Genomic DNA, 22,446 nt, shown 5'->3' with positions numbered 1-22,446 from the left:
CTCCTGGCAGCCATTCAGACGGCGCTCGCGTCGGAGGCGTGTATCCGGCCGGGGGCTCCGAAGCCGGGCAGGCGCGAGATGGGGCATGTCGTGCTTTTTCAACGCATAGCCAAGGTTTCGAATTCGCTGCGATACTGTCGCGCGAGTGTGGCTGCGATATTGCGCAGCGGCTCGCGCCGGGCGGCCAACGCGCCGACAACGGCACCGAAAAGGCCCGCCAGAGGCACCGTGCCGGCGACACCCTCCGCATCCCACGTTGCCGCGTAAGCCGCGTGTTTTCCCGAGGAAGCGGAATGATCAGGATGCCTGAAGTTGACGCGTGGAAGCCCATAAGCCATCGCCACGATGCGTCCGTGCAGGCTGCTGCCGCAGAATATGCGGCTCCGTGCGATCAGTGCGCAGATGTCCCATACGTTCAGCGAAACGAACACACGAACCGCTTTCGCACTCAGGCGCGCCGCTAGCCGCTCGTACACGCCAAGGTCGTCGTGCCAGGGCGCGGCGCCCGCACGAAACAGCACGAGGCCCATGCCGTGCCTCTGCGTGACGCGTTCAAGCTGGGTGGCCAGCACGTCGAGCGTCGCATCGTCGCCGAAGTCGGCGCTGAACTGCACTGCTGCGTAGCCGTGGGGGAACGTTTCCGTCACCTCGCGTAGCGCGGCGTTCATGGCGTGGCGGCGTATGTTCGCGCCGAACAAGGCGGCGGTCATCGCGGCGGGGTCCGGTATCAGGCGGGCGTCGATGCCTCGTTCTGCCAGCCGCGCCTGCGTTTGCCGATCGCGCACGCTTACCGTGTCTGCGGATTGCAAGGCAGCCAGCACGTCGGCGCACAATTGCGGATCGCGTGCGTCGAGATCGACGCCGCCCACGGCGTTGAACGCGAGGTGCTTCACGCGTACGCCGGGCAGCGCGGATTTCGAGAGTACATAGGGCGCGAGCGAGGCAACGCCGAGTTGCTCGCGCGCCCATATGCGCTTGTCGCGCAGCCATTCGCTTTCTGCCGCAATGAGTGCCTGCGCACGCCGCGGCGGGGCGAGCATGACGGCGGCTTCCCACGCGTCGCAGGTCAACACTTCGCCGCCCGCGTGAATCACGTTCACGGCGCGGCCGCGCGCAAACGCGACGATACGCGCGAGCGCGACGGTGACCGGTCCGCCGTCGCCGTGCGGATCTCTGGAGGCAAGTCCGGCGAAGAGCAGCTCGCGGCGCGGCAACATGCGCGCGGCCACCTGTGCGATCAACAGGTCGCCGAAATTGTGCCGGTCGAACGCGCCGAAGAGTACGGTGGGCGTGTGCGTCATGCCAGCCTCAAATCGCGCACCGCCCGAGAGGCACGGCGGTTCTCGGTGTCCTTGCGCATCGCGACGGAGATTGCCGGCGTTCGAACGCCTGGACTTGGCCGGATCAGCTCGACGGTGTAGCGTTCGACGAGCGCCGGTGCCACGAGCCGCGCCGCCGACGAGCCTTCGGCAACGACCACATCGCGCGACGAGAACGCGTCCTGCTTCATCAGAAGTCCTTATCTCTAGATCGGACTAAGTCACTTTTGCCCAATATCCGCCAGTCGTGTGTTTTTTTCAATCTGTAAGGCGGCGTGCCCTGTAGCATCCCCGGATTGTCCCGCACGTGCCGCCCGTTGAGCGGCAACGGTTTTTGTGCCGCGCTCGGGCGCTTTGCATCGTTTTGCGTGCCGAGGCCGGCCGCGGTGCCGTCCATAGTGTAGTCATAAGGAAGCCTTAAGCAACCGTCGGGGAAACTGTCCGCTTTGCCGATGTGTTTTTCCACGAATGAGAACGGTCTACTCCGATCTGAAGAGAGCGCGCCTGCGCCCCACGTCCAGCCGCGTGGCCGTGCTGAACGTGTTTCATGATGCACCCCATGAGCATATGACCGCCGACCAGGTGTTCCGCCGGATTGCGAAGGACGCGGAGCAGTGCAGCCTTGCGAGTGTGTATCGCGCGCTCGCGCAGTTGGTGGAAGCGGCCGTGCTCGCGAGCACGTGGGTAGGCGAAACGCGCGTGGTGTACGAACTGGGCCGTGGCGTGCCGCATGCGCATCTCGTTTGCGAGAACTGCAAGAGTGTGCATGACATCGACGAGCCCGCTTTGCAGGAGCAGCATGCCGCCATCGCGGCGGCGAAGCACTTTCGCTATACGCGTTCCAGCCTCGTCATTTTCGGGCTTTGCGCCCAATGCGCTCCAGCCGCGTGAGTTTCCGCTCTTTCTTCGTTCGTGCACGTGCGGCCGATGTGCTTGCGGGCGAGCGGACGTTGACCCTGGCCGCCCATGGCTCGAAGAATCAGAGCGCCACGACGATCTTGCCGACCGGCTCGGTCGATTTCGGATAGCACTGCGCCACGGCGATCCGCCGGATTCTCGCGCTGGTGGGCTTTGCTGCATACCTTGCAAGCACCTTGAACGCACGCCGTCGCCATACCCGCTACCATGGCGTTGCGCCTGCAGACACGCAGTAATTTGTGCGGCGAAACCACACCAGAATATAGGAGTAAAGCAAAATGTCTTTCCGCAAGACGATGTTGGCCGTGGCCGCATTCGGCGCCGTGGTAGCCAGCGCGAGCGCAAATGCCCAGATCGCGGGCGCACAGCCCTTGAGCGTTTCGGTCGAGCAGTCGCAGGCGCTGCTCGAAGGCTGGAGCGTGAAGAAGAGCGTGCTCGGCAAGCCCGTCTACAACGACGACAACGTGAAAATCGGCACGGTGCGCGATCTGATCGTGGCGCCGGACGGCTCTGTTTCAGCGGCAATCGTTGCGGCGGGCGGTTTCCTCGGCGTCGGCTCGCACGACGTCGCGGTGCCGATCGCTTCGCTCGACGTGCATCAGGGCAATCTCTATTTGCCCGGCGCGACCAAGGAAGCGCTGAAGGCGACCCCCGCGTTCCAGTACGCAAAAGTGGAGTCGCCGCCGAAGCCGAAGAAGGTCGTAAAGCAGCAGTAAGCATTCGAGTGCAGCAAACCGTCGGGCCATGCGAACACATGATGTGGGCGCATGGCCCGACGGCTTTTTGCGCATCGCAACCAGTCGGCCCCGGTCCTTGCCGGCGCAGCGATCATGCGGTTTCGGGCGTGCGCTTCAGCAGCCATACTTCCAGTCGGGCTGCGGTAATGTCATGCCGTGCAAGCCGCGATATTCGGCGACGGGCGGCGGCGACCAACCCGCGAGCAACGCGGGCGCGAGCCGGTAGATTTCGACGCCGAGCGGGCGGCATACATCGAGAGGGTCGCGCGCATCCGGACCCCACATCGGCAGCGAAAGATCTCCGCCGGGGCAGGTCGAGAGTGCGCACAACAGGTCGATCTCCGCGAAGAATTCGAGGTAGTCGCCTTTCTTCGCCGGGCAGGCCTTCATGAAGTACTTGTCCTCCAGATTCAGGCCGGTGCACTGAAACACGTTGAGCACGTCGTGCACGTCGTATTCGGTGAGTCCATAGGGCGCGATGGCGCGCGTGAGATTCGAGTGGCAGTGAAAGTGGAAGTCCTCTCCGGTCAGCATGCGGTTGACGTAGGGGTCGCAGCGCGTGCCAAGCAGATCGTGGACACGCCCGCCGTGCTCATCGACGCCGTAGCCGGCCAGGCTGTCGTCCGTGATCGTGACCATCGGGCGCAGGAAGGGCAGCGTGGACCACAGGCGGTCGAGCGTGCTCACGTGCGCCTGCTGCAACTGGCGCGTGCGTGAGGCCCACATGCGTTCGCGCGGATCGTGCCGGTTCCAGAGATTGAGGTCGGCCACCTGCGGCCCTTCTATTGTCACGATGCGGAACACGTGCCCGGCAGGCACGCTCCAGGCCTGCCCCGAGCGTATCGGCACGACGATCGATTCGATCAGTTCGCGCTGGTCGCGCTCCTCGGCGATGTGACGGTAGAAGGGCTCGTTTACCTCGAGCGCGGAGCCTTTCGTGGACTGGTAAGCGGCGGGATAATTCAGCATTGCATCGTACTCCTTGTCAAATTCCGCTCGCCGTTGTGGCGGCGATGCGCGGATCGTCGGCAGAACGAAGCCCACGGGCGGCCTGGCTAGACATGGGTGAGACGGACCTGTGGGTTCGCGGGGGCGTACGAAGCAGTATAGAAACCGCCGGGCCGCGAGCAATGCAGAGTTCACCTGTGATGTCGGCCGGACCCCGGGTCGAGCCTGCGGCGAGTTCGCGCCGTCGGTCCCGCGATCTCATCGCGTTGCGTTCGTGTACAGTTCGCCTACCCCATGACAGCGGCGCGCCGGCATCGCGCCCCGCCATCCATCGACACGCGACGGTACATGATCAGACTGGAAGACCTCGTCATCTTCATCAGCGCGGCGGACAATGGAAGCCTTTCGGCTGCCGCGCGCCAACTGGATCTCACGCCCGCCGTGGCGAGCGTCGGGCTCAAGCGGCTCGAAGCCGAACTCGGCACCCGCCTGCTCGCGCGCTCCACGCGTAGCCTGCGGCTCACGCCGGATGGCGAGCGTTACCTCGACTATGCGCGCAACGTCATGGAACAGGTGGAAGCCGGCCAGAACGCCGTGGTGCGCGGACGCATGACGATCGGCGGCACGGTGTCGCTGTCGATTCCCTCCGACCTCGGGCGCAGCGTGCTCATGCTCTGGCTCGACGAATTTCAGGCTCAGCATCCGGCAGTGTCGTTTCAGGTGCACATCGGCGACCATGTGACCGATATGTTCCGCTCGCCGGTTGCCGTGGCGATTCGCTACGGCGTGCCCGAGGATTCCGCGCTCGTGGCGCTGCCGCTCGCGCCCGCGAACCGGCGCGTGCTGTGCGGCGCGCCGGCGTATTTCGCGCGCCATGGCAAGCCTGTGTCACCTGCCGATCTCTCTCGCCACAACTGCCTGCGCTTCGCGCTGAGCGGCGTGCTGCACGATCGCTGGACCTTTTTCGGCGGCGGCGATGCGGCCGTGGTGCGCGTGCATGGCGACCGCAGCAGTGACGACGGCGAACTCGTGCGCCGCTGGGCGGTGGCGGGGCACGGGCTCGCGTACAAATCGCGTCTGGATGTGCTCGCGGACATCAGGGCAGGCCGCCTCGAAACCGCGCTCGATGCGTTCCAGGGCGAGGATGCGCCGCTGCATCTCGTCTGCGCCCATCGCACGATGCTCTCGCCGACCGTCAACGCGCTGTGCGATTTGCTGCGCGATCGTATTGCCGCGTATTTCGGCTGATGTTTGCTCGTTGCGCGTCGAGCCGCGTCGTCCGTTCGAATGGCTTGCGCGGGAACGTCGCATTACGCCGCCGTGCGCCCGCCGTTCACGCGTAGAATTTCGCCCGTCATGAAGCTGGCCGCCGCCGAGCCGACGAAGCGGATCGCGTCCGCGATTTCCTCGGGGTTGCCTGCGCGCTTGAGCGGCACGCCCGCGAGCATGGCGGCCTTGCGTTCGGGGTTGAGCGTGAAGCGGTCGAGCATGGCGGTCTGGACGGGCCCCGGCGCCACTGCATTCACGCGCACGCCGAACGGCGCCGCCTCGAGCGCGGCCGATTTCGTCAGGCCCTCCACGGCGTGTTTGCTCGCCACGTACAGAGAAACGTTGGGCGCGCCGCGCGAGCCCATCGTCGACGAAATGTTAACGATGCTGCCGTTGCCCTGCGCCGTCATGGCGCGCAGTTCGTGCTTCATCGCGAGCAGTGTGCCGAGCACGTTCGCATCGAACACGGCCATGTAGCGCTCGGGCGTCTGCCCGGTGACGGGACCGGGCTCGCCTTCGGCGCCGGCCGCGTTGACGGCGATGTCGAGGCGGCCGAAACGCTCGATCGTGCGCTCGACCAGCACGCGCACGTCGTCTTCCTTGCTGACGTCGGCGCGAATGTATTCGGCCTGCGCGCCGAGTGCGCGGATGTCGTCCGCCAGTGCGCGGCCAGCCTCGTCGCGGCGGCCGGAAACCACCACGCGTGCATTGTCGCGTCCGTAGGCGAGGGCGGTGGCGCGGCCGATGCCGGTCAACGCGCCGGTAATCAAAACGACAGGTTGGGTGCTCATGTTGTTGCTCCGGTGAGTGTTGCACGGGTTCGGCGCATGTTCAGAATGGAGGTGCGCTCAGTCTTTCGGGACTTCTATAGAGTCCGCGCGGTCGGGATAGAAAGCGAGATGATCTTTGATCGCGGCGACGGCGGCGGTCCGAGTTGTCCGCTTCGCAGGACCGCCTCGGCGCCCGCATGATCGAAGGCGCCGGCACGACGCGGTGTGCGAGTTGTAGCGAGCCGTGCTCGCACGGGCGAGGGTAGCCCGAGTTCGTTCGCGTTCATTTTGGATGCCTTATTATCTGGAAAGGATTCGATGCCCTGGTGCCCGGGTTCGGATTCAGAGCTTCGAGCCGCCGTCCACGCGCAGCGTGTCGCCGGTGATCCAGCGGGCGTCGTCGGAGGCGAGGAAGGCAACGGCGTCGGCGATGTCCTCGGCTCCGGCCACGCGTTGCAGCGCCTGCAGCCCGAGCGTGAAATCGCGTCCGGCATCGGTGCGGGCGAACGCGGACATGTCGGTGGCGACGATGCCCGGTGCGACCGCGTTCACGCGGATGCCGCGTTCGCCGAGCGCGGCCGCGAAATGCAGCACGAGCGTGTCGATGGCGCCCTTGGTCGCGGCGTAGGCGCTGAGCTGTCCGACGGCGGAGCGGGCAGCCAGCGACGAGAGCAGCACGACGCTGCTGCCTTCGCCGAGCACGGGCAGCAGTTGCTGCACGAGGAAGTACGGCGCACGGACGTTGACGGCGAAGAGCTCGTCGAAGTCGGCCACGGTGATGTCCTGGATGCCCAGTTCCTTCGCAATGCCGGCGTTGGCGACCACGACGTCGAGCCGTTCGCCCACGATCTCGCGCACGCGGGCGGCGAGCGTATGCGGGCCGTCGGCGGCGCCCATGTCGGCCTGTACCTTGTCGGCGCGGCCGCCGGCGGCGCGGATCGCTTCGACGACTTCGTCGGCGGCCGCTGCGCCGCTGTTGTAGTGAACCAGGACATGCGCGCCCTGGTGCGCGAGGGCCAGGGCGCTGGCGCGTCCGATACCGCGCGAGGCGCCGGTGACGAGGGCGGTCTTTCCGTTGAGCTTCGACATGATCGTTCTCCTGAGAGTTTGGGGTGGCGCAGGGGCCGGTAAAGAGGTGCTGCTGGAAACCAATTTAGCGGCCCGGCGCACGCAGGAAAAAGACTTTCCAGGCGGGTGGCCATGCCTCGGAAGCATGAGTCAGCGATGGTCCGATGTTGCCGCCTCCGCGCGGGCCGGGCATTGCGCCCAGAGATGCAAAAGCCACTTTCCTGTGCGGGCATGGCGGCCTTTGCAGCATCGGAGCGCCGTGATTTACGCGCCGGCCGAGGGCCGCGCCGCGACCTCCTCATACCAGCGGCGCAGCGCCAGGTGGCGTTCGGGAATCGGCATGCTGAACGCTTTCGTAGCGAAGTCCACCGCCGCGAGCGTCGTGATGTCGGCGGCCGAGTACGTTTCGCCGGCCACGAAGCGCTCCGAAGCGAGCCGCGCCTCGAAGTCGTCGTAGAAGTTTTCGACGCGCTTGCGGCTGCGCGCCACGATTTCGGGGATTTGCTCATAGGCATGCGGGCCGGACAGCGCGCGGCCCTTCAGGCTCGCCGCCGCGTTGCGCACGCCCTCCATCACGGGCGCAAAGCCGTCGAGCTCCGCGCGTCGCTCCCACATCGCGACGAGCGCCTTCGTTCTGGCGTCGCCCCCGAGCAGCGGCCTCTCGGGGTACGTCTCTTCGAGGTAGCGCCAGATCGCCGTCACTTCCGTGATCGTCGCGCCGTCGGGCAGGACGAGCGCGGGGACCTGACTGCGCGGGTTGATCGCCTTGTACGCGTCGGAAAACTGCTCCTTCGCGCCCAGGTCCACGGCGCGCATCGGGATCCCGATGCCCTTTTCGGCGATGAAGATCCGTACGCGCCGTGCATTGGGCGAGGCCTTCGATTCATACAGCAACGGAGATTCGGTTGTCATGTCTGCAATCCTCAATAAAAAGCGCTATTACGCGGTGATGGTTTTCGATGCTCTCGGATAGTCGGTATAGCCGCGATGGTCGCCGCCATAGAACGTGCCGCGGTCGTAGGCGTTGAGCGGCAGACCGTGGCGGATGCGGTGCGGCAGGTCCGGGTTGGCGATGAAGTGGCGACCGAATGCGACGAGGTCGGCGTCGCCCGCCTCGACGATGGCGGCCGCCGTTTCCGGCGAAAAGCCGCCGGCCGCGATGATTGGGCCGTCGAAGTGCGCGCGAAGATCGCGTGCCGCGATGGCGTTTGCCCCTTCCTCCACTTCCTGGTTGCCTGCCACGCGCGGCTCGATCACGTGCAGCCAGGCGAGGCCGAATCCATTCAGTTCGCGCGCGGCATGACTAAAGGTCGCGGCCGGGTCGCTGTCCGACATGCCGCCGAACGTTCCGCCCGGCGCGATGCGCACGCCCACGCGCTCGCCGCCGAACACCGCGGCCGCAGCCGCGGTCACGTCCAGCAGGAAGCGCGCGCGGTTTTCGCGCGAGCCGCCGTATGCGTCGGTGCGCCGGTTCGAGCCGTCCTGCAGGAACTGGTCGACGAGGTAGCCGTTCGCGCCATGAATCTCGACGCCGTCGAAACCCGCCGCCAGCGCGCGCGCAGCGCCAGCGCGGAATTCCTCGATGGCCGCCTCGATGTCCTCGAGCGTCATTTCGCGCGGCGGCGTGGCGCTTTGCCAGCCGTCCTTCGTGTGGGCCATGCCTTCGAAGCCGACGGCCGAAGGCGCGAGCGGCGCGGCGCCGCCGGGCTGCAGGTCGCGATGCGACTGGCGGCCCGCGTGATAAAGCTGCAGAAAGATACGTGCGCCTTTCGCATGCACCGCATCGACCACGCGCTTCCATCCGGCGATCTGGTCATCGGCGTAAATGCCTGGCGCGCCCAGGTAGCCATTGCCGCGCACCGAGACGGACGTCGCTTCGGCGATCAGCAAGCCACCTTCGGTTGCACGCTGCGTGTAGTACTCGGCCATCAGGCTGCCCGGCACGTCGCCCGCTTGCGCGCGCATGCGCGTGAGGGGCGCGAGCGCGATGCGATGCGAGAGAGTGTAGGGGCCGACTTGAGCCGGTGAAAAGAGGGAAGGCATGACGATTCTCCGTGTATCAGTATGGAATGCGAAGTAATAGGGCGGATGGTGTGCAATGCTCAGCGCGATTCCGGCTTCAGAGTCGCGATCCGCCGTCGATGCGCAGCGTGTCGCCGGTTACCCAGCGGGCCGCGTCGGAGGCGAGGAAAGCGACGGCGTCCGCAATGTCCTCCGGCTGGGCGATGCGCTTGAATGCCTGCATGCCCAACGCCGTCGCGCGGCCCGTTTCGGTTTTCGTAAAGCTCGACATGTCGGTCGCGACCACGCCCGGGGCGACGGCGTTTACGCGTATGCCGCGCGGGCCGAGCGTCGAGGCGAAGTGGGCGACGAGCGTGTCGACCGCGCCCTTGCTGGCCGCGTACGCCGGGATCGTGCCAACGGCGTTGCGAACGGCGAGCGAGGAAAGCAGCACGATGCTGCTGCCTTTGCACATCGTGGGCAAAAGTTGCTGGACCAGAAAGTATGGGGCGCGCACGTTCACGGCGACGAGGTCGTCGAAGTCCTCGACAGTTGTATCTTCGAGCCGTGCCGGCTTCGAGATGCCGGCGTTGGCGACGAGGACGTCGAGCCGGTCGCCGACGATCGTCCGCACGCGTTTGGCCAACTGACGCGGGCCTTCGGCGTCGCGCAGGTTCGCGCCCACTTTCTGGGCCTTGCCGCCCGCTGCGCGAATTTCGGCGACGACCGCGTCGGCGGCGTCTTCGGCGCTGCCGTAGTGCACGAGCACCTGCGCGCCGGCGCGGGCGAGCGAAAGCGCAATGGCACGGCCGATGCCGCGCGAGGCGCCCGTAACGAGCGCGGTCTTGCCGGTGAGCTGGGACATGCGAATCTCCTGTCGATGTGCCGGGCGGACTTGTCATGCCCGCGAGCGATGGCATGGCTCGGACGGTAGCGGCAGGCGTTGCTGCCATTTGCCGTTCGCGTTGCCATGTGCCGTACTCTAGAGGGCGCTTGCGCTGCGGAAAAAGACTTTGTAGGCTTGCCGGCATACCTGCGAGGCATGGCCGGCCTGGAGAGAGCAATGGAATTGCGGCATCTGCGGTATTTCGTGGCCGTGGCCGAAACGGGCAGCCTGACCGTGGCGGCGGAGCAGCGGCTTTTCACGTCGCAGCCGTCGCTGAGCCGCCAGATCCGCGACCTGGAGGACCAGGTGGGCGTGGAACTGTTTATCCGCAGCGCCCGCGGCGTGGAGTTGACCGCGGCGGGCAAGGCTTTTCTCGACCATGCGCGGCTCGCGCTCGCCCAGGTGGACGCCGCCGGCGAGGCCGCGCGCCGCGCGGCGCTGCCCGAACGCAAGGTATTCGCGCTGGGTTTCCTCACGGGCCAGGAAATGACCTGGCTACCACGCGCGATGAATGTGCTGCGCGACGAACTGCCCAATATCGACGTGACGGTGTCGAGCTACTACTCGCCCGACGTGGCGGACGCGCTCGCGCGCGGCAAGCTCGATCTCGGCTTTCTGCGCGCCGAGCCCGGCTTCGACCTTGAATACCGCGTGGTGAGCCGCGAGCGGCTCGTCGTGCTGATGCCGAGCGATCACCGGCTCACGGCGAAGCGCGCCATTGGTCCGGAGGACATCGCCGGCGAACCGTTCGTCATGGCGTCCAACAAGGCGCGCGTGCTGCACGAAGTGATCGTGGGCTATCTGCAGGCGCACCGCGTGACGGTGACGGCCGAGCACGGCGTGGACAACCTCGCGATGGCCATGTCGCTCGTGGCGTCCACGCGTGGCCTCGCGCTCATGCCCGAGTATGCGAACAACCTGTTGCCGTGGTCCGTCGTGAGCCGGCCGCTGGCGGGCGAGGCGCCCACGGTCGATCTCGTGGTGGGCTACAACCGCGCCAACACCTCGCCTACGTTGCGGCTCTTTCTTTCACGGCTCGACGAGCTCGGGCTTCCGGTTGCCTGACCGCCGCCGGCTAAAGCGCTGCTCGACGACACGTGTCCCCCACTGCGTTCCCTCCGATTGCTCGTCCAGCGCGAAGCCAAACGATTCGTACAGGTGGCGCGCCGAATCGAGCCCGCTGAAGGTCCAAAGGTACGTTTCACGGAATTGCTGTTCGTCGACGAAGCGCATGGCACACGTCATGAGTTGCCGACCGATGCCGGAGCCGCGCAATGCATCGTCGACGATGAACCATCGCAGATGGGCGATTCCCGTGGCCTTGTCTCCATCGATCGCGAGAGAGGCGAGCGAGCGGCCATTTTCGATACGGAGCCAAAGCGCCTTGCCGTCGGCGGGTAATGCGTTCGCGAATTCGGCGAGTTCGCTCGCGACCTTCTTTTCGAAAAAAGCGCCGAACCCCCAGTGCTCTGAATAGAAGCGCGCGTGGAGGCTCGCGATGTCGCCAATGCAGCCCGGCCGGTAGCCTTCGCAAACCGGCGCGATGTTCTCTTTCGCTGCGGCCGCTTCGGGATCGTTGTCTTTCGCGAGCGCATCGGCATAAAGCGCGAGAGAACGGAGCAACGTTTGCTGATCGGCGGGCACCATGCGGCGCAAGGCGTTCGATACCTGATCGGTCGCGAACTGGTCGATCTTTTTCCGGAGGTTTTCCCCTTCGTCGGTCAGGTACAGCTCAGTGGCGCGTGCGTCGTCGCTCGAGATTCGTCGCTCGATCAGGCCGCCCGCTTCGAGCCGCGAAAGCTGCCTGCTCGTGTTCGATTTGTCCAGCCGCAGGATGCCGGCCAGATCCTTCGCGCTGATGCCCGGCCCCATTCCGATTTCGAGGACTGCGTGAACAGCCGAAGGCGCCAGATCGCTATTGGCCAAAGTGGCGCGCATGAAACCCAGTTCGCGAACCAGTTTGCGGGAAAAATCGCGAAGCTCGAGGATGGTTGCGTCACGACTCTTGGCGGGAACGTCGATGATATCCATGGTCGGCCCAAAGAAAGTTGCGCATCGCAATCGATATTAGTTGCGGGGCGCAACTTGGGCAAGAACGGATTTCGCTGAACGGCGGCTCGCCCCAGCGTTGTGTTTACTCCACGGCCCGCGTTGCGGGGGCGCCCATGTCGATCTCGTCCATGCCCTTGTTGAGCTGATTCAGGAAGTGAACGAGCGACACCTTGTCGTCGAAACGAAAGTTCGCGAGCGCCTGGCGATAGAACTCGTAGATCCTGGGCTGAAGGCTCTCCCAGAACACTTTTCCCTTGTCGGTGAGGACGACTTTTTTCGCGCGCCGGTCGACGGTATCGGCCACGCGCAGCACATGCTCGTCGCGTTCCAGCCGCTTGAGCACCCCATCCAGGCTCTGGCGGCTCACCACGAGATAGTCGGCAAGCTCGGAGAACGACATGCCCTGCGCAGCCTGCGGGCGCGAGAGCGCACCGAGCACCGACCACTGCACGGTCGTGATGCCGAGCGCCTTGGCCGTTTGCCTGTCGAGCGTGTTGCCGGCCTGGAAGAGCCGGAAGAACAGCCGGTTGTGGACGGAGGAGACGGACTGGTCGTACGAAGGATCGTTCTGGGTCATGGGCGCCTGCTTCGGTCGTCGCGTTTGCGCGGCGGGCAATGAGACAAATAGCTGATACGAAAATATTGGCTCGAAGTCAACGAGCCGTCCATACGGACAATATTCCTTCGATGGTCGCTCATATATATCATGATGTTGACGTAAATACCGGGCTCGCCTAGAGTGCGGAAACGACGCTGAGAACATCGAGAGACATCCCCATGGCGACCTACGACCGTCTTCTGACCCCGCTCACCGTCGGCGCGACGGTGCTTCCCAACCGCATGGTGATGGGCGCGATGCACACGCGGCTCGAGACGCTCGACCGTCCGCATGAGCGTCTCGCGGCGTTCTATGCGGCGCGTGCGGCGGGGGAAATCGGCCTGATCCTGAGCGGCGGGTTCGCGCCGAATCCCGAAGGCGTGATGGAGGCGGGCGGCCCGCTGTTCAACCGCGCCGAGCAGTGCGCCGAGCATCGTGTCGTCACGCGCGCCGTTCACGACGCGGGCGGGAAGATCGTGCTGCAGATCCTGCACGCGGGGCGCTATGCGAAGGTGCCGGAATGCGTGGGGCCTTCGGCCGCCAAGGCGAGAATCAACGCGTACGCGCCGCGCGCGCTGAGCACGCAGGAAGTGCGCGCGACCGTCGCCGATTTCGCGAACACGGCGGCGCTGGCGGTTCAGGCCGGCTACGACGGCGTCGAGATCATGGGCTCGGAGGGCTACCTCATCAACGAGTTCACGGCTGCCGCGACCAACCAGCGCGACGACGAATACGGCGGCAGCTTCGCAGGCCGCATTCGCTTTGCGCTCGACATCGTGCGCGCGGTGCGCGCAACGATTGGCCGCGAGCCCATGCTGATCTACCGCGTCTCCTCCATCGACCTTGTGGAAGGCGGCATGAGCGGCGCCGAAATTGCGGCGTTCGCGAAGGAGATCGAAGCGGCGGGCGCGGACCTCATCAACACGGGTGTGGGCTGGCACGAATCGGCGGTGCCGACCATCGCGGCCTGCGTGCCGCGCGCGGCGTGGCGCGACGCGATTCGCAACGTCAAAGAGGCGGTGTCGATTCCCGTGATGGCGTCGAACCGCATCAATACGCCCGAGGTGGCGCAGGCGCTGATCGACTCCGGCGTGGCCGATCTCGTTTCGATGGCGCGTCCTTTGCTGGCCGATCCCGACTTCGCGAAGAAGACGCGGCTTGGCATCGCCGACGAGATCAATACCTGCATCGGCTGCAATCAGGCCTGTCTCGACCGCATCTTTACGGAGCGCACGGCGACTTGCCTCGTCAATCCGCGCGCGGGGCGGGAGATCGAATTCGCCGCGGGCAAGGCCTTGCAACGCAAGCGGATCGCCGTGGTGGGCGGCGGCCCGGCCGGCATGGCGTGCGCTGTCAACGCGGCCGAACACGGCCACGCCGTCACGCTGTTCGAAGCCGGCGCGCGCCTTGGCGGCCAGTTGAACCTCGCGAAGGCCGTGCCCGGCAAGGCCGAGTTTCACGAGATGCTGCGCTACTTCGAGGTTCGGCTGAAGAAGCTTGGCGTGACGCTGCGGCTTGGCCGACCTGCCACGGCCGACGAAGTCGCCGGCGCGGGATTCGACGAAATCGTCATCGCGACCGGCGTCACGCCGCGCATGCCCGATATCGCGGGCATCGATCATCCGAAGGTGGTGTCGTACATCGACGTGCTCACGGGCAACGTCGAAGCGGGCGAGCGCGTGGCCATCATCGGGGCGGGCGGCATTGGTTTCGATGTAGCCGTGTATCTGCTGGGCGACGCGCGGGAATCGCTCGACCGTGGCGCGTTTTTCCGTGCGTGGGGCGTCGATCTCGCGAAGACGAGCGAGGGCGGGCTCGCGCGACTCGACAGTCATGGCGCGCCGCGCCGCCGCGTTCACATGTTCCAGCGCAAGGCGGAGCCGCTCGGCAAGGGGCTCGGCAAGTCGACGGGATGGATCCTCAAGGCGAGCCTGCGCAAGGCGGGCGTGACGATGACTTCGGGCGCGACCTACAAGGCGATCGATGACGAAGGCCTGCACTATCGCGTCGACGGAAAACCGCACGTGCTTGCCGTCGATCATGTCGTGCTGTGCGCGGGCCAGCTTTCGAACCGTACGCTCTACGACGAACTGATTGCGCGCGGCGCGAGGCCGTTGCTGACCGGCGGCGCCGACGTCGCCGCCGAACTGGACGCGCTGCGCGCCATCGATCACGCGACGCGGCTGGCGATGACGATGTGAAATCCGTGCAGCCACGCACTCGAACCCGCGGCGCGTAACCCGCGCAACGTGCAAGGCGCTTGGCCGTCGTTGCGAAAGCATCATGACGCTTCGCGACCGCCGGCTTCCTTCACGATCCACTGGTTGAACGCGCGCATGGCCGGCGTGGCCGTCTTGCCCTTTTGCGAAATGAGCCAGTAGCTGCCCGCCTGCACCTCGATATCGAAGGGCCGCACGAGCCGGCCCGCAGTGAGATCGCGTTCGAACATCGAAGCGGGGGCGAGCGCGATTCCCGCGCCTTGCATCGCCGCTTCCACCATGAGGCGCGACGAGTCGAACACGGGCCCGCGCACCGGGCGCGGCGCGATCCCCGCCGCTTTGAACCAGAGCGTCCAGTCGTCGGTGCGATACGAGCGCAACAGTTTTTCGCCGGCGAGATCGAGGGGCGTGCGCAGACGATCGGCGATATCGGGCGCGCAGAGCGCGCAGAGCGGCGCGTCGAACAGCCTGACGGCGCGCGAGCCGGGCCACGTGCCGTCGCCAAAACGGATGGCGAAGTCGAGACCTTCCGCCGCGAGATCGACCAGATTGTTGTTCGTCATGATGCGCAGTTCCACGAACGGATGCGTTTCGTGAAACGACTTCAGGCGCGGCATGAGCCACCCCACCGCGAATGTCCCCACGGCGCCCACGGTCAGCACCTCGTGAAAATGGCCGCCTTCGAACTGCCGCAACACGGCTTCGATGCGATCGAATGCGTCGGTGAGGACCGGGCGCAGCGCGAGACCTTCGTCGGTGATCGCGAGCCCGCGCGGCAGGCGCTTGAACAGCGTCGCGCCAAGGCGCTCCTCGAGCATCCTGACCTGCTGGCTCACGGCCGCCTGGGTGACGTTCAGCTCGGTCGCCGCGCGAGTGAAGCTCAAGTGCCGCGCCGACGATTCGAACGCGCGCAACGCATTGAAGGGCAGATTCGGTCGCATGATCGAGCCATTAGTTTTTCTTGGGTGTCGGACAATTTATCATCGTTTGCCACCTCGTAGCGGACGCGCGATAGTGTCGGCTCTTCAGGGAGAGGCGATGATTACGCGACGCAGGTTTTCGATGACGGTATTGGCTGGGGCAATAGCTGGGTTTGCATCTCAGGCGTTTGGCGTGGCCGTATCGGCACGAGAGCACGCGGCGCGTCACGGCGCGCTCGAGAAGCAGCTCGCCGCAATCGAGGCGCAAACAGGCGGCCGGCTCGGCGTGGCGATGCTCGATACGGCCAGCGGTCGCGCCCAAGGCTGGCGCATGCACGAGCGCTTTCCCATGTGCAGCACGTTCAAGCTGCTGCTGGCTTCGGCGGTACTGACGCGTAAGGATCATGGCGGCGAAGACCTCGCGCGCAAGATCGTGTATTCGCATGCCCAGGTCGTCTCGTATTCGCCCGTGAGCGGGCCGCGCGCGGGCGGCGAAGGCATGACCGTCGCCGAGCTTTGCGAAGCCGCGCTCACGCGCAGCGACAATACGGCGGCCAACCTGCTGCTGGAGAGCATAGGCGGGCCGGCGGCGGTTACGGCTTTTGCGCGCAGCATCGGCGATCCGGTCACGCGGCTGGACCGCAACGAGACCACGCTCAACGAAGCGATAGCAGGCGACCCTCGCGATACGACCACGCCCGCCGCGATGCTGGCGGACATGCGCGAGTTGCTGGTCGGCGAGCGTCTTTCGGCGGCCTCGCGCGAGCAGCTCATTGCGTGGCTCGTCGCCAACCAGACCGGCGATGCGCGCTTGCGCGCGGGTTTGCCGAAAGACTGGCGCACAGGCGACAAGACCGGCACGGGCGACCACGGCACTGCGAACGACATCGCCATCGTCTGGCCTGTGGGGCGCGCGCCTATCCTCGTCGCGACCTATCTGACGGGCGCGACGCGCGCGAGTCCGGCGCAGCGCGACGGGGCGATCGCGAAAGTGGGGGCGGTGGTCGCGACTATTTAGGGCGCGGTCCAGGCAGGCGACGCTAATCCGGCGCGTGACTTCGGCTCGGGAATACTGCGAGCCCGAACGTGCCTTACCTGTGGCGTCCGATACGTGGCGAGCCGCATGAAATTCGATATCGTGACGGAACGGGGGCTCATTGGCATCGTGATCGAAGGGTACGGCACCCGGCATCCGCCTCACGGTGTTGGTGTCGCAGGACATGATCGCGGTGCCGTTCGGCGGCGGGCAGTGCCTGGCAGTGATTTGGAGTCCGGAATACTTTGCGGGATGCAAGCCGCCGCGCGCCGCTGCCGCATGCCGGGCGAGCAGATCTTCCCATGGGAGTTCGCGCGGCGTGGCCGGACCGTGCGCGTGAACGGCGAAGGCGCGGTGACGCTCGATGAAGCTGGCTTGATGCTCGCCGCGGCATGTGCTGGTCTCGGTCTCGCGTTCCTGACTGAGTGGAATGTGTGCGGACCTGAAGGCTGGGGCGCTCGTTCACGTGCTGGAGCACTGGACGCCGACGCTCGACGGCATGTGCCGGCCGGATTGCGCGCGTTGATCGAGATGACACGCGAGCACGCCGATGCAGTGCGCGCCCGCAAGGAAGCGCCGGCTTGGGGCGGACCTTGGGCCTGAAAATTCTTCGCGCGGGGCCTTCAAAAATGCGGAGGGACTCGATACAATGGCGACCCTTCAAGCCCAGGTGGCGAAATTGGTAGACGCACTATCCTGAGGGGTGGCGCTGAAAGGCATGTGGGTTCTTATCTAAACATGCTGTTGGTGCACACCGCAGAGTGCTGTCTGAGCCTTGGCTGACAGGGTTGTCCGCGATACGGGGTCCCGTGCGTCCCCGATTGCACGTAGTGCCGACGTGGTGAAATTGGTAGACACGCTATCTTGAGGGGGTAGTGGCGAAAGCTGTGCGAGTTCGAGTCTCGCCGTCGGCACCAAATTGATGAGGCTCTGATAGCCAGCAGAGCTTCGGGTCGTTAGCACCCTTAAACTCCCGCCGTTATTTGCTGCACTCTCTCCTTTGTTGGACTCTTAAAAGTTCCCGTGGGACTTGCTTCGGCTGGCACAGGTTCTGCATGAAGCCGACTGGTTTCCAGAGTGGCGTGTCGTACCAACTGTGCTTCGTTGCTTCATTCAAACCGCGAGCGGCGCCGCACGTAAGCTGGCGTTACGTCCCGGTCGCAGCCATCTTGGCACCGCCGTTCTTCGATTTCGTTGGGAAACCTGAGGTTTTTGCCGTCTTATCGTGAGGCGGAACTCCATCACCGACTAGCGCACCAGCGACCGTTCCCACAACGCTTCCAACGGCATCAATATATTGATGCCGGTTGTCCTCAACCGATACATCGGCAGTGTCAAACAGATTGCTATTTGGCTTGTATTTGAAACCGGGGTATGTTTTTTACGCCCCAAGCCATGCATCGAACCGTATGCCGTGTAGTACGGGTTGGTTGGGCTGTCGAGTAGAACTGCGCCTCTCGATTTTGCGCAGGTATTCGTGCTCAAGACGTTGGCTGGGAGGTATTCGGTCCAAATGCCCGTAGATATGGATCTTTAGCATCATGGGCGAGTGGCAGGACGGGCAGCCTATGATTGTGTGCGCCCGTCCTGACGTTTGTCAGACCTGCTTCATGTGCGAACTTTACTGCCGGTCGATGTCCCTATCTTCGAGTCAGGCGCAACGTGAAACTGATTTGTGTGCTCCGGATTTACGCCAACGGCCGTGCTACAGATAACGTGCCTTGCGAGAGCGCCACGCGGAACACTGCGCGCGATTCAAGGTGTCGACTGGTCTTTTCTCCAGATTACCCGGATCCAGAAGGAACGACCACCTCGGCAACCATTAGTGGGGCGACATTGTTACGCTGCCTTGAGCTTCTCATCTGTGTGCAGTCTTTCCAGCGCCTTCTCGAATGGCCGTTGATCGAGCCACGAGTGCACGTCAACGCGTTCCGGAATGAATTTCCAGCGCAGCAGGAAGTCGCTAAAATCCTGCAACGCCAGCACTGACTGTTCCGCAAAGTCCGTGCGCAACCGTAGATGCGCATTCTCGCTATACGCCGCGGTCACGTAGAACTCGCTGCTATTGGTCTCGCGCGCGAGAAAGCGGCGCGTTTCGTCCTGATGTTGATGCGCCCATTGTTCGGCGCGCAGGACCTGCTCGACAATGCGCACAGCCGAGTCGAAATGCTGGTCAAGCAAATTGACGTCCACCGTCAGCGTGCGCGGTGTGCCGTTGTTCGAGCGGATTAGCGGGTCGGGATGCGATCCAGTATCGATCACCGTATGCAGCCCGAACTGGTTGGCTACCAACGCGGCCTGCGCGCCCTTTAGAAAGATTGCGTCGACTTCATTCCGCAACAGCCCCACAAGTTCCGAACTGCGGCTGCCCGCTCGACGCCCCGAAAACAGTTGTGTACCTGCGATTCGCTGCGCCGGCTCATCACTGTATCCACCGTCGATTGTGAAATCGACGAGTTCGACATCGGACACAGTGAGTCCATCGAGCTTCAGCGCATTTTCCAGGCCGCGAATAGCTTGGGCGCGCGTGAAGTCGATCTGGACTTTCTCCCATTTCGGCAGGCCGAACCGGCGGCCCTTCAAATCCCGCACCGTCTTGATGCCGGAGTCCGGTAGCGTTAAGATCAATTGAATTTCGTCCGCCCATGAGAGGCCGATTACGCGTGTCGCGCGGCCTGCCGAGCGCGCCCATATGGCCGGGATATTGCCGCCGTGACGTACGGAATTTTGCAGCGTGTGATCGAAATGCGATTCGCGAACCGCCCTTTCATTCGACTCACGTAGCGACTTCAGCTCAGTATGTTGGTCGCGAAAGCTGTCTTCCAGCCAGCCTCGCTGAAAGGCGATTCCGAGTCCGGTCGGGACGGGACAGCGGGTGTACCACAGCGTGTCGAGCGCCTTGCTCATGCTTGCTCCAATGAAGTTCAGAAGGTCATTCGGATACAGCGTCATGCATCTCTATTTGGTGTCTGCGCGGTCTTCAGGCGACCACGGAAGCTGTTTGCGGGCTGTTGGTGGACTGCGTGCCAGTGGGTTTCGCGGGGGCCGTGCGGATAAGCGGTAGCACCTCCTGTCCGATACGCAAGGCTTCTTCCAGGTGCGGATTCCCGGCGAGGATGAATGTCGAGATGCCGGCGTCACGAAACTCCGAAAGGCGCTCGGCGACATTCTGGTAATTGCCCACGAGACCAACGGCGGGGCCTGGTTTGGCAAGTCCGAAGCCGGCCCACAGGTTCGGCCCGAGAATCAGGTCTTCGAAGCGATGCGCTTTCGCGTGATAGGCGGTCTGGCGCGCGGCGCCGACAGAATCGGAGCCACCGTTGACACGCTTGAGAGCATTGGCGGTGTTGCCATCGATAAAGCCATACTGGCGACGTGCTTCCGCCCACGCGGCCTCCTCCGTTTCGCGGGCGAGCAGATCGATTCGGATGCCGAAGCGTATGGCACGTCCATTTTGCGCGGCGAGATCGCGCACGCGGGCAATATGCGGCTTCAATTTGTCGATGGGTTCGGCCCAGTTCAGATAGACATCGGCGTGACGTGATGCCACTTCGAGCGCCGGTTCGGAAAAGCCCGAAAAATAGATGCCAGGCCGACGTTCGCGGCGCAATGCAGGGTGAAGGGCGCCGTCCTCGATCTTGTAGATTTCGCCGTTGTAGGAGAATCGCTCGTTTTCCCACAGCCCCCGCACGACATCGAGAAATTCGCCCGTGCGCTTATAGCGCAAGTCGTGTTCGAGGAAGTCGCCATTGGCGCGTTGTTGTGCGGGAACGCCGCCGGTGATGATGTTCCATTCAAGCCGGTCGTGCGACAGATTCTGCAGGATGCCGGCCTGTTGCGCCGCATACGCGGGCAAGGTCCATGTGGCCTGGAAGGCAATCAGGAACTTGATGCGCCGAGTCTCGCGCGCGAGCGCCGCGGCGGCGATCCATGGCTCAGGGCCCGTTGGCAGCAGCGCACCTTCGAAGCCTGCAAGCTCAGCGGCCTTGGCCACCTGCGCGATGTAGTCAATGTAGGTGAAACCATCGGCACCGCCGTCAGGCAGGCGACCGGGCGCGATGTTGCCGGGTTTCCAGGGTTGCGGCCCGCGCGTGTTCTTATCGGATGCAAGGTAAGGGCCATCGCTTCCAAGCGGCAGGCGCCAGAAAAATTCCGTTTTCATAAGACTCCTCGTCAGAAATATCGGCAGCCGTTGCGCTGCCCGACGGGAGTGCTCTAACGCAACGTCTGTGCCATCGCGAAAGTCATTGTCAGACGGCGTACGATGTGCATCGCGTGCTGCAAGTTCAGCAAATCGCATGCAGTGCGCCGTTTGCTGCTGCGCGAAAATCACCAGTTAAGCAAGTGCCGCGATTCACGACATGCGGCGTTTCGCCGTGAGTGCGATGCATATCGCGCGCGATCCTCAGACGCTTGGCGATGATCCATAGCGCGCTGGAGCGCCTTGCGTGAAGCCGGCGTCGTCGGAGGCTGGCGGCGATGAATCGCCCGCGCCGACAAATCCGTGACGTCGCAGCATGGTTCTCACGACGTTACGCGTCACGCCGAGCAGTGCCGCCGCACGTACCTGGTTTTCACCGCTTGCGCGAAATGCTGTGCTCACGATCAGCAGATCCAGCTGATTGAAGAGGTCGGCTGGCGGATCATCGAAGAGCCGCTCCAACTGCTCGCCGATTACAGCAAGCGGTGAAGGCCCGCCCGCCAGGCCAGCTCCGGGCATGGTGCCGAGGGCCTCGTCGCCGACGCTCCAGGTGCTGTCCCACGCGTGCTCGTTCCAGTTGCCGGCCATCTTCAGATGCTCGGGCTGCAGGTCCGACCCGTCCGCTACCAGCAATGCGAAGTGAATTGCGTTCTCGAGTTCGCGAATGTTACCCGGCCACGGATAGCGAAGCAGCATCGCGAGTGCACTTGCGGAAAGCCGGGCGGTCGTTCGGCCAAGGCGCTGTGCATATTGCGAGAGAAAGTGCTGAGCCAGCGGTTCGATGTCGCCGGGCCGCTCGCGCAGCGGAGGAACACGGATCTGCGCGATGTTCAGCCGGAACAGCAGATCGAGACGGAAGCGACCTGCTTGCACCGCGTGATTCAGGTCGACATTCGTAGCCGCAACGAGGCGCACGTTCACGGGAATCGGCCTGCGTGAACCTAATCTTACGACCTCGCGTTCCTGCAGAACGCGCAGCAGCTTGACCTGGAGCGGAAGTGGCAGATCGCCGATTTCGTCGAGAAACAGCGTTCCCCCGTCTGCCGCTTCGAACCATCCCTCGCGGCGGCCCGCAGCGCCGGTGAACGATCCGGCTTCGTGGCCGAATAGCTCGCTTTCCGCGAGCTGTTCGGTTATCGCGCCGCAGTTCACGGCAAGGAACGGCCCAGTGCGATGACTCAAGCGGTGGACGTGCCGCGCGACGAGTTCCTTGCCAGTACCTGTTTCGCCATTGATGAGGATGGGCACATCGCTTGGCGCCATGCGCTCGAGATAGTCGAGTAGCGCCCGCGATGCCGGGTCGGCGAAGACCATTGCTTTGGCCCGGATCGATAGCGGTTGCGAATCGTCGAGTGCAAGCAGCGTAGTGGGTGGGATGTTATTCGACGCCATACGTTTTACCTCGCGCTGCCGGGACGCAACGGATGGCGACCGGGCGCAACGCCTGAAGCAGTCAATTTATGACCTACCGCATTGCAGGACAACCATGTTCATGTGCGTTGGA

General features: G+C 64.5%; 22 protein-coding genes and 1 tRNA gene. 8 read left to right on the top strand and 15 right to left on the bottom strand.

Annotated elements, in window-relative coordinates:
• Positions 1–98: 98 nt before the first annotated feature.
• Genes BLU17_RS03600 through BLU17_RS32180 form a run of 3 tightly spaced genes read right to left on the bottom strand, consistent with a single transcriptional unit; the run spans position 99 to position 1,785 of the window.
• Positions 99–1,301 carry a polysaccharide pyruvyl transferase family protein gene (locus BLU17_RS03600; RefSeq protein WP_091994535.1) on the bottom strand — a complete coding sequence of 401 codons (1,203 nt, stop codon included), beginning with the start codon at positions 1,299–1,301 and terminating at the stop codon, positions 99–101.
• A complete protein-coding gene (locus BLU17_RS03595; RefSeq protein WP_091994532.1) occupies positions 1,298–1,510 on the bottom strand; it encodes a hypothetical protein in 213 nt (70 codons plus the stop codon). Before BLU17_RS03595 ends, BLU17_RS03600 begins: the two co-directional genes overlap by 4 nt.
• Positions 1,510–1,785 carry a hypothetical protein gene (locus BLU17_RS32180; RefSeq protein ID WP_143189171.1) on the bottom strand — a complete coding sequence of 92 codons (276 nt, stop codon included), beginning with the start codon at positions 1,783–1,785 and terminating at the stop codon, positions 1,510–1,512. Before BLU17_RS32180 ends, BLU17_RS03595 begins: the two co-directional genes overlap by 1 nt.
• A 2-nt stretch (positions 1,786–1,787) precedes the next feature.
• Between BLU17_RS32180 and BLU17_RS03590 the strand changes: the two genes are divergently transcribed.
• Complete coding sequence (locus BLU17_RS03590; RefSeq protein WP_091994529.1) at positions 1,788–2,210, top strand: Fur family transcriptional regulator; 423 nt, start codon at positions 1,788–1,790, stop codon at positions 2,208–2,210.
• Positions 2,211–2,515: 305 nt separating this feature from the next.
• Positions 2,516–2,953: a PRC-barrel domain-containing protein gene (locus BLU17_RS03585; RefSeq protein WP_091994526.1), complete on the top strand. Its 438-nt coding sequence runs from the start codon at positions 2,516–2,518 to the stop codon at positions 2,951–2,953.
• 135 nt (positions 2,954–3,088) lie between these two features.
• On the opposite strand, the gene BLU17_RS03580 is transcribed toward BLU17_RS03585, so the two are convergent.
• Positions 3,089–3,943, bottom strand: a complete 855-nt coding sequence (locus BLU17_RS03580; protein ID WP_091994524.1) for an urea carboxylase-associated family protein — start codon at positions 3,941–3,943, stop codon at positions 3,089–3,091.
• Between the two features lie 327 nt (positions 3,944–4,270).
• Here BLU17_RS03580 and BLU17_RS03575 point away from each other — a divergent pair, with 327 nt between their 5' ends.
• A complete protein-coding gene (locus tag BLU17_RS03575) occupies positions 4,271–5,170 on the top strand; it encodes a LysR family transcriptional regulator (RefSeq protein WP_091994522.1) in 900 nt (299 codons plus the stop codon).
• A gap of 62 nt (positions 5,171–5,232) precedes the next feature.
• On the opposite strand, the gene BLU17_RS03570 is transcribed toward BLU17_RS03575, so the two are convergent.
• The 5 genes from BLU17_RS03570 to BLU17_RS03550 all read right to left on the bottom strand — a co-directional run bounded on the left by BLU17_RS03570 (position 5,233) and on the right by BLU17_RS03550 (position 9,895).
• Positions 5,233–5,982, bottom strand: a complete 750-nt coding sequence (locus BLU17_RS03570) for an SDR family NAD(P)-dependent oxidoreductase (protein ID WP_091994518.1) — start codon at positions 5,980–5,982, stop codon at positions 5,233–5,235.
• A gap of 321 nt (positions 5,983–6,303) precedes the next feature.
• Positions 6,304–7,050 (bottom strand): SDR family NAD(P)-dependent oxidoreductase, encoded by a 747-nt coding sequence (locus BLU17_RS03565; protein WP_091994516.1) that lies wholly within the window; start codon positions 7,048–7,050, stop codon positions 6,304–6,306.
• Positions 7,051–7,293: 243 nt separating this feature from the next.
• A complete protein-coding gene (locus tag BLU17_RS03560; RefSeq protein WP_091994513.1) occupies positions 7,294–7,941 on the bottom strand; it encodes a glutathione S-transferase family protein in 648 nt (215 codons plus the stop codon).
• A gap of 27 nt (positions 7,942–7,968) precedes the next feature.
• On the bottom strand, positions 7,969–9,072 hold the full coding sequence (locus BLU17_RS03555) for an alkene reductase (RefSeq protein WP_091994511.1): 1,104 nt from the start codon (positions 9,070–9,072) through the stop codon (positions 7,969–7,971).
• 76 nt (positions 9,073–9,148) lie between these two features.
• Positions 9,149–9,895, bottom strand: a complete 747-nt coding sequence (locus BLU17_RS03550; protein WP_091994507.1) for an SDR family NAD(P)-dependent oxidoreductase — start codon at positions 9,893–9,895, stop codon at positions 9,149–9,151.
• A 198-nt stretch (positions 9,896–10,093) separates the two neighbouring features.
• Between BLU17_RS03550 and BLU17_RS03545 the strand changes: the two genes are divergently transcribed.
• On the top strand, positions 10,094–10,981 hold the full coding sequence (locus BLU17_RS03545; RefSeq protein WP_091994504.1) for a LysR family transcriptional regulator: 888 nt from the start codon (positions 10,094–10,096) through the stop codon (positions 10,979–10,981).
• Here the strand turns inward: BLU17_RS03545 and BLU17_RS03540 are convergent.
• On the bottom strand, positions 10,946–11,947 hold the full coding sequence (locus BLU17_RS03540) for a helix-turn-helix domain-containing GNAT family N-acetyltransferase (protein WP_091994501.1): 1,002 nt from the start codon (positions 11,945–11,947) through the stop codon (positions 10,946–10,948). The two genes, BLU17_RS03545 and BLU17_RS03540, sit on opposite strands and share 36 nt — an antisense overlap.
• Positions 11,948–12,050: 103 nt before the next feature.
• The gene (locus BLU17_RS03535; protein ID WP_091994498.1) at positions 12,051–12,545 is read right to left on the bottom strand and encodes a MarR family winged helix-turn-helix transcriptional regulator; all 495 of its coding nucleotides are present in this window, start codon (positions 12,543–12,545) and stop codon (positions 12,051–12,053) included.
• 200 nt (positions 12,546–12,745) lie between these two features.
• Between BLU17_RS03535 and BLU17_RS03530 the strand changes: the two genes are divergently transcribed.
• The gene (locus BLU17_RS03530; protein WP_091994496.1) at positions 12,746–14,767 is read left to right on the top strand and encodes an NADPH-dependent 2,4-dienoyl-CoA reductase; all 2,022 of its coding nucleotides are present in this window, start codon (positions 12,746–12,748) and stop codon (positions 14,765–14,767) included.
• Positions 14,768–14,847: 80 nt separating this feature from the next.
• Here the strand turns inward: BLU17_RS03530 and BLU17_RS03525 are convergent, their stop codons facing one another.
• A complete protein-coding gene (locus BLU17_RS03525; protein WP_091994493.1) occupies positions 14,848–15,726 on the bottom strand; it encodes a LysR family transcriptional regulator in 879 nt (292 codons plus the stop codon).
• Between the two features lie 97 nt (positions 15,727–15,823).
• On the opposite strand from BLU17_RS03525, the gene bla reads away from it, so the two are divergent.
• The 3 genes from bla to BLU17_RS03510 all read left to right on the top strand — a co-directional run bounded on the left by bla (position 15,824) and on the right by BLU17_RS03510 (position 17,658).
• Positions 15,824–16,723, top strand: a complete 900-nt coding sequence (gene bla, locus BLU17_RS03520; protein ID WP_091994490.1) for a class A beta-lactamase — start codon at positions 15,824–15,826, stop codon at positions 16,721–16,723.
• 105 nt (positions 16,724–16,828) lie between these two features.
• On the top strand, positions 16,829–17,344 hold the full coding sequence (locus BLU17_RS03515; protein WP_143189170.1) for a type 2 periplasmic-binding domain-containing protein: 516 nt from the start codon (positions 16,829–16,831) through the stop codon (positions 17,342–17,344).
• Between the two features lie 229 nt (positions 17,345–17,573).
• Positions 17,574–17,658 (top strand) — tRNA-Leu (locus BLU17_RS03510).
• A 922-nt stretch (positions 17,659–18,580) separates the two neighbouring features.
• On the opposite strand, the gene BLU17_RS03505 is transcribed toward BLU17_RS03510, so the two are convergent.
• From BLU17_RS03505 to BLU17_RS03495, 3 genes are all read right to left on the bottom strand, one after another.
• Positions 18,581–19,648, bottom strand: a complete 1,068-nt coding sequence (locus BLU17_RS03505; protein WP_091995060.1) for an ABC transporter substrate-binding protein — start codon at positions 19,646–19,648, stop codon at positions 18,581–18,583.
• Positions 19,649–19,721: 73 nt separating this feature from the next.
• Entirely contained in the window at positions 19,722–20,903 is a 1,182-nt protein-coding gene (locus BLU17_RS03500; protein WP_091994485.1) for an LLM class flavin-dependent oxidoreductase, read from the bottom strand.
• 243 nt (positions 20,904–21,146) lie between these two features.
• Complete coding sequence (locus BLU17_RS03495; protein ID WP_245746716.1) at positions 21,147–22,256, bottom strand: sigma-54 interaction domain-containing protein; 1,110 nt, start codon at positions 22,254–22,256, stop codon at positions 21,147–21,149.
• Positions 22,257–22,446 lie beyond the last annotated feature (190 nt).

Origin of the sequence: Paraburkholderia lycopersici (assembly GCF_900096975.1) — a bacterium.
Lineage (GTDB): Bacteria > Pseudomonadota > Gammaproteobacteria > Burkholderiales > Burkholderiaceae > Paraburkholderia > Paraburkholderia lycopersici.
Note: the sequence above shows the minus strand (reverse complement) of the source record. Positions and strands in the feature narration are given on the sequence as shown.

What these genes read in the sequence shown, in the direction of transcription:
- BLU17_RS03600 (WP_091994535.1), bottom strand. Translation starts at nt 1,301, where the DNA reads ATGACGCACACGCCCACCGTACTCTTCGGCGCGTTCGACCGGCACAAT.
- BLU17_RS03595 (WP_091994532.1), bottom strand. Translation starts at nt 1,510, where the DNA reads ATGAAGCAGGACGCGTTCTCGTCGCGCGATGTGGTCGTTGCCGAAGGC.
- BLU17_RS03590 (WP_091994529.1), top strand. Translation starts at nt 1,788, where the DNA reads ATGAGAACGGTCTACTCCGATCTGAAGAGAGCGCGCCTGCGCCCCACG.
- BLU17_RS03585 (WP_091994526.1), top strand. Translation starts at nt 2,516, where the DNA reads ATGTCTTTCCGCAAGACGATGTTGGCCGTGGCCGCATTCGGCGCCGTG.
- BLU17_RS03580 (WP_091994524.1), bottom strand. Translation starts at nt 3,943, where the DNA reads ATGCTGAATTATCCCGCCGCTTACCAGTCCACGAAAGGCTCCGCGCTC.
- BLU17_RS03575 (WP_091994522.1), top strand. Translation starts at nt 4,271, where the DNA reads ATGATCAGACTGGAAGACCTCGTCATCTTCATCAGCGCGGCGGACAAT.
- BLU17_RS03570 (WP_091994518.1), bottom strand. Translation starts at nt 5,982, where the DNA reads ATGAGCACCCAACCTGTCGTTTTGATTACCGGCGCGTTGACCGGCATC.
- BLU17_RS03565 (WP_091994516.1), bottom strand. Translation starts at nt 7,050, where the DNA reads ATGTCGAAGCTCAACGGAAAGACCGCCCTCGTCACCGGCGCCTCGCGC.
- BLU17_RS03560 (WP_091994513.1), bottom strand. Translation starts at nt 7,941, where the DNA reads ATGACAACCGAATCTCCGTTGCTGTATGAATCGAAGGCCTCGCCCAAT.
- BLU17_RS03555 (WP_091994511.1), bottom strand. Translation starts at nt 9,072, where the DNA reads ATGCCTTCCCTCTTTTCACCGGCTCAAGTCGGCCCCTACACTCTCTCG.
- BLU17_RS03550 (WP_091994507.1), bottom strand. Translation starts at nt 9,895, where the DNA reads ATGTCCCAGCTCACCGGCAAGACCGCGCTCGTTACGGGCGCCTCGCGC.
- BLU17_RS03545 (WP_091994504.1), top strand. Translation starts at nt 10,094, where the DNA reads ATGGAATTGCGGCATCTGCGGTATTTCGTGGCCGTGGCCGAAACGGGC.
- BLU17_RS03540 (WP_091994501.1), bottom strand. Translation starts at nt 11,947, where the DNA reads ATGGATATCATCGACGTTCCCGCCAAGAGTCGTGACGCAACCATCCTC.
- BLU17_RS03535 (WP_091994498.1), bottom strand. Translation starts at nt 12,545, where the DNA reads ATGACCCAGAACGATCCTTCGTACGACCAGTCCGTCTCCTCCGTCCAC.
- BLU17_RS03530 (WP_091994496.1), top strand. Translation starts at nt 12,746, where the DNA reads ATGGCGACCTACGACCGTCTTCTGACCCCGCTCACCGTCGGCGCGACG.
- BLU17_RS03525 (WP_091994493.1), bottom strand. Translation starts at nt 15,726, where the DNA reads ATGCGACCGAATCTGCCCTTCAATGCGTTGCGCGCGTTCGAATCGTCG.
- bla (WP_091994490.1), top strand. Translation starts at nt 15,824, where the DNA reads ATGATTACGCGACGCAGGTTTTCGATGACGGTATTGGCTGGGGCAATA.
- BLU17_RS03515 (WP_143189170.1), top strand. Translation starts at nt 16,829, where the DNA reads ATGAAATTCGATATCGTGACGGAACGGGGGCTCATTGGCATCGTGATC.
- BLU17_RS03505 (WP_091995060.1), bottom strand. Translation starts at nt 19,648, where the DNA reads ATGAGCAAGGCGCTCGACACGCTGTGGTACACCCGCTGTCCCGTCCCG.
- BLU17_RS03500 (WP_091994485.1), bottom strand. Translation starts at nt 20,903, where the DNA reads ATGAAAACGGAATTTTTCTGGCGCCTGCCGCTTGGAAGCGATGGCCCT.
- BLU17_RS03495 (WP_245746716.1), bottom strand. Translation starts at nt 22,256, where the DNA reads ATGGTCTTCGCCGACCCGGCATCGCGGGCGCTACTCGACTATCTCGAG.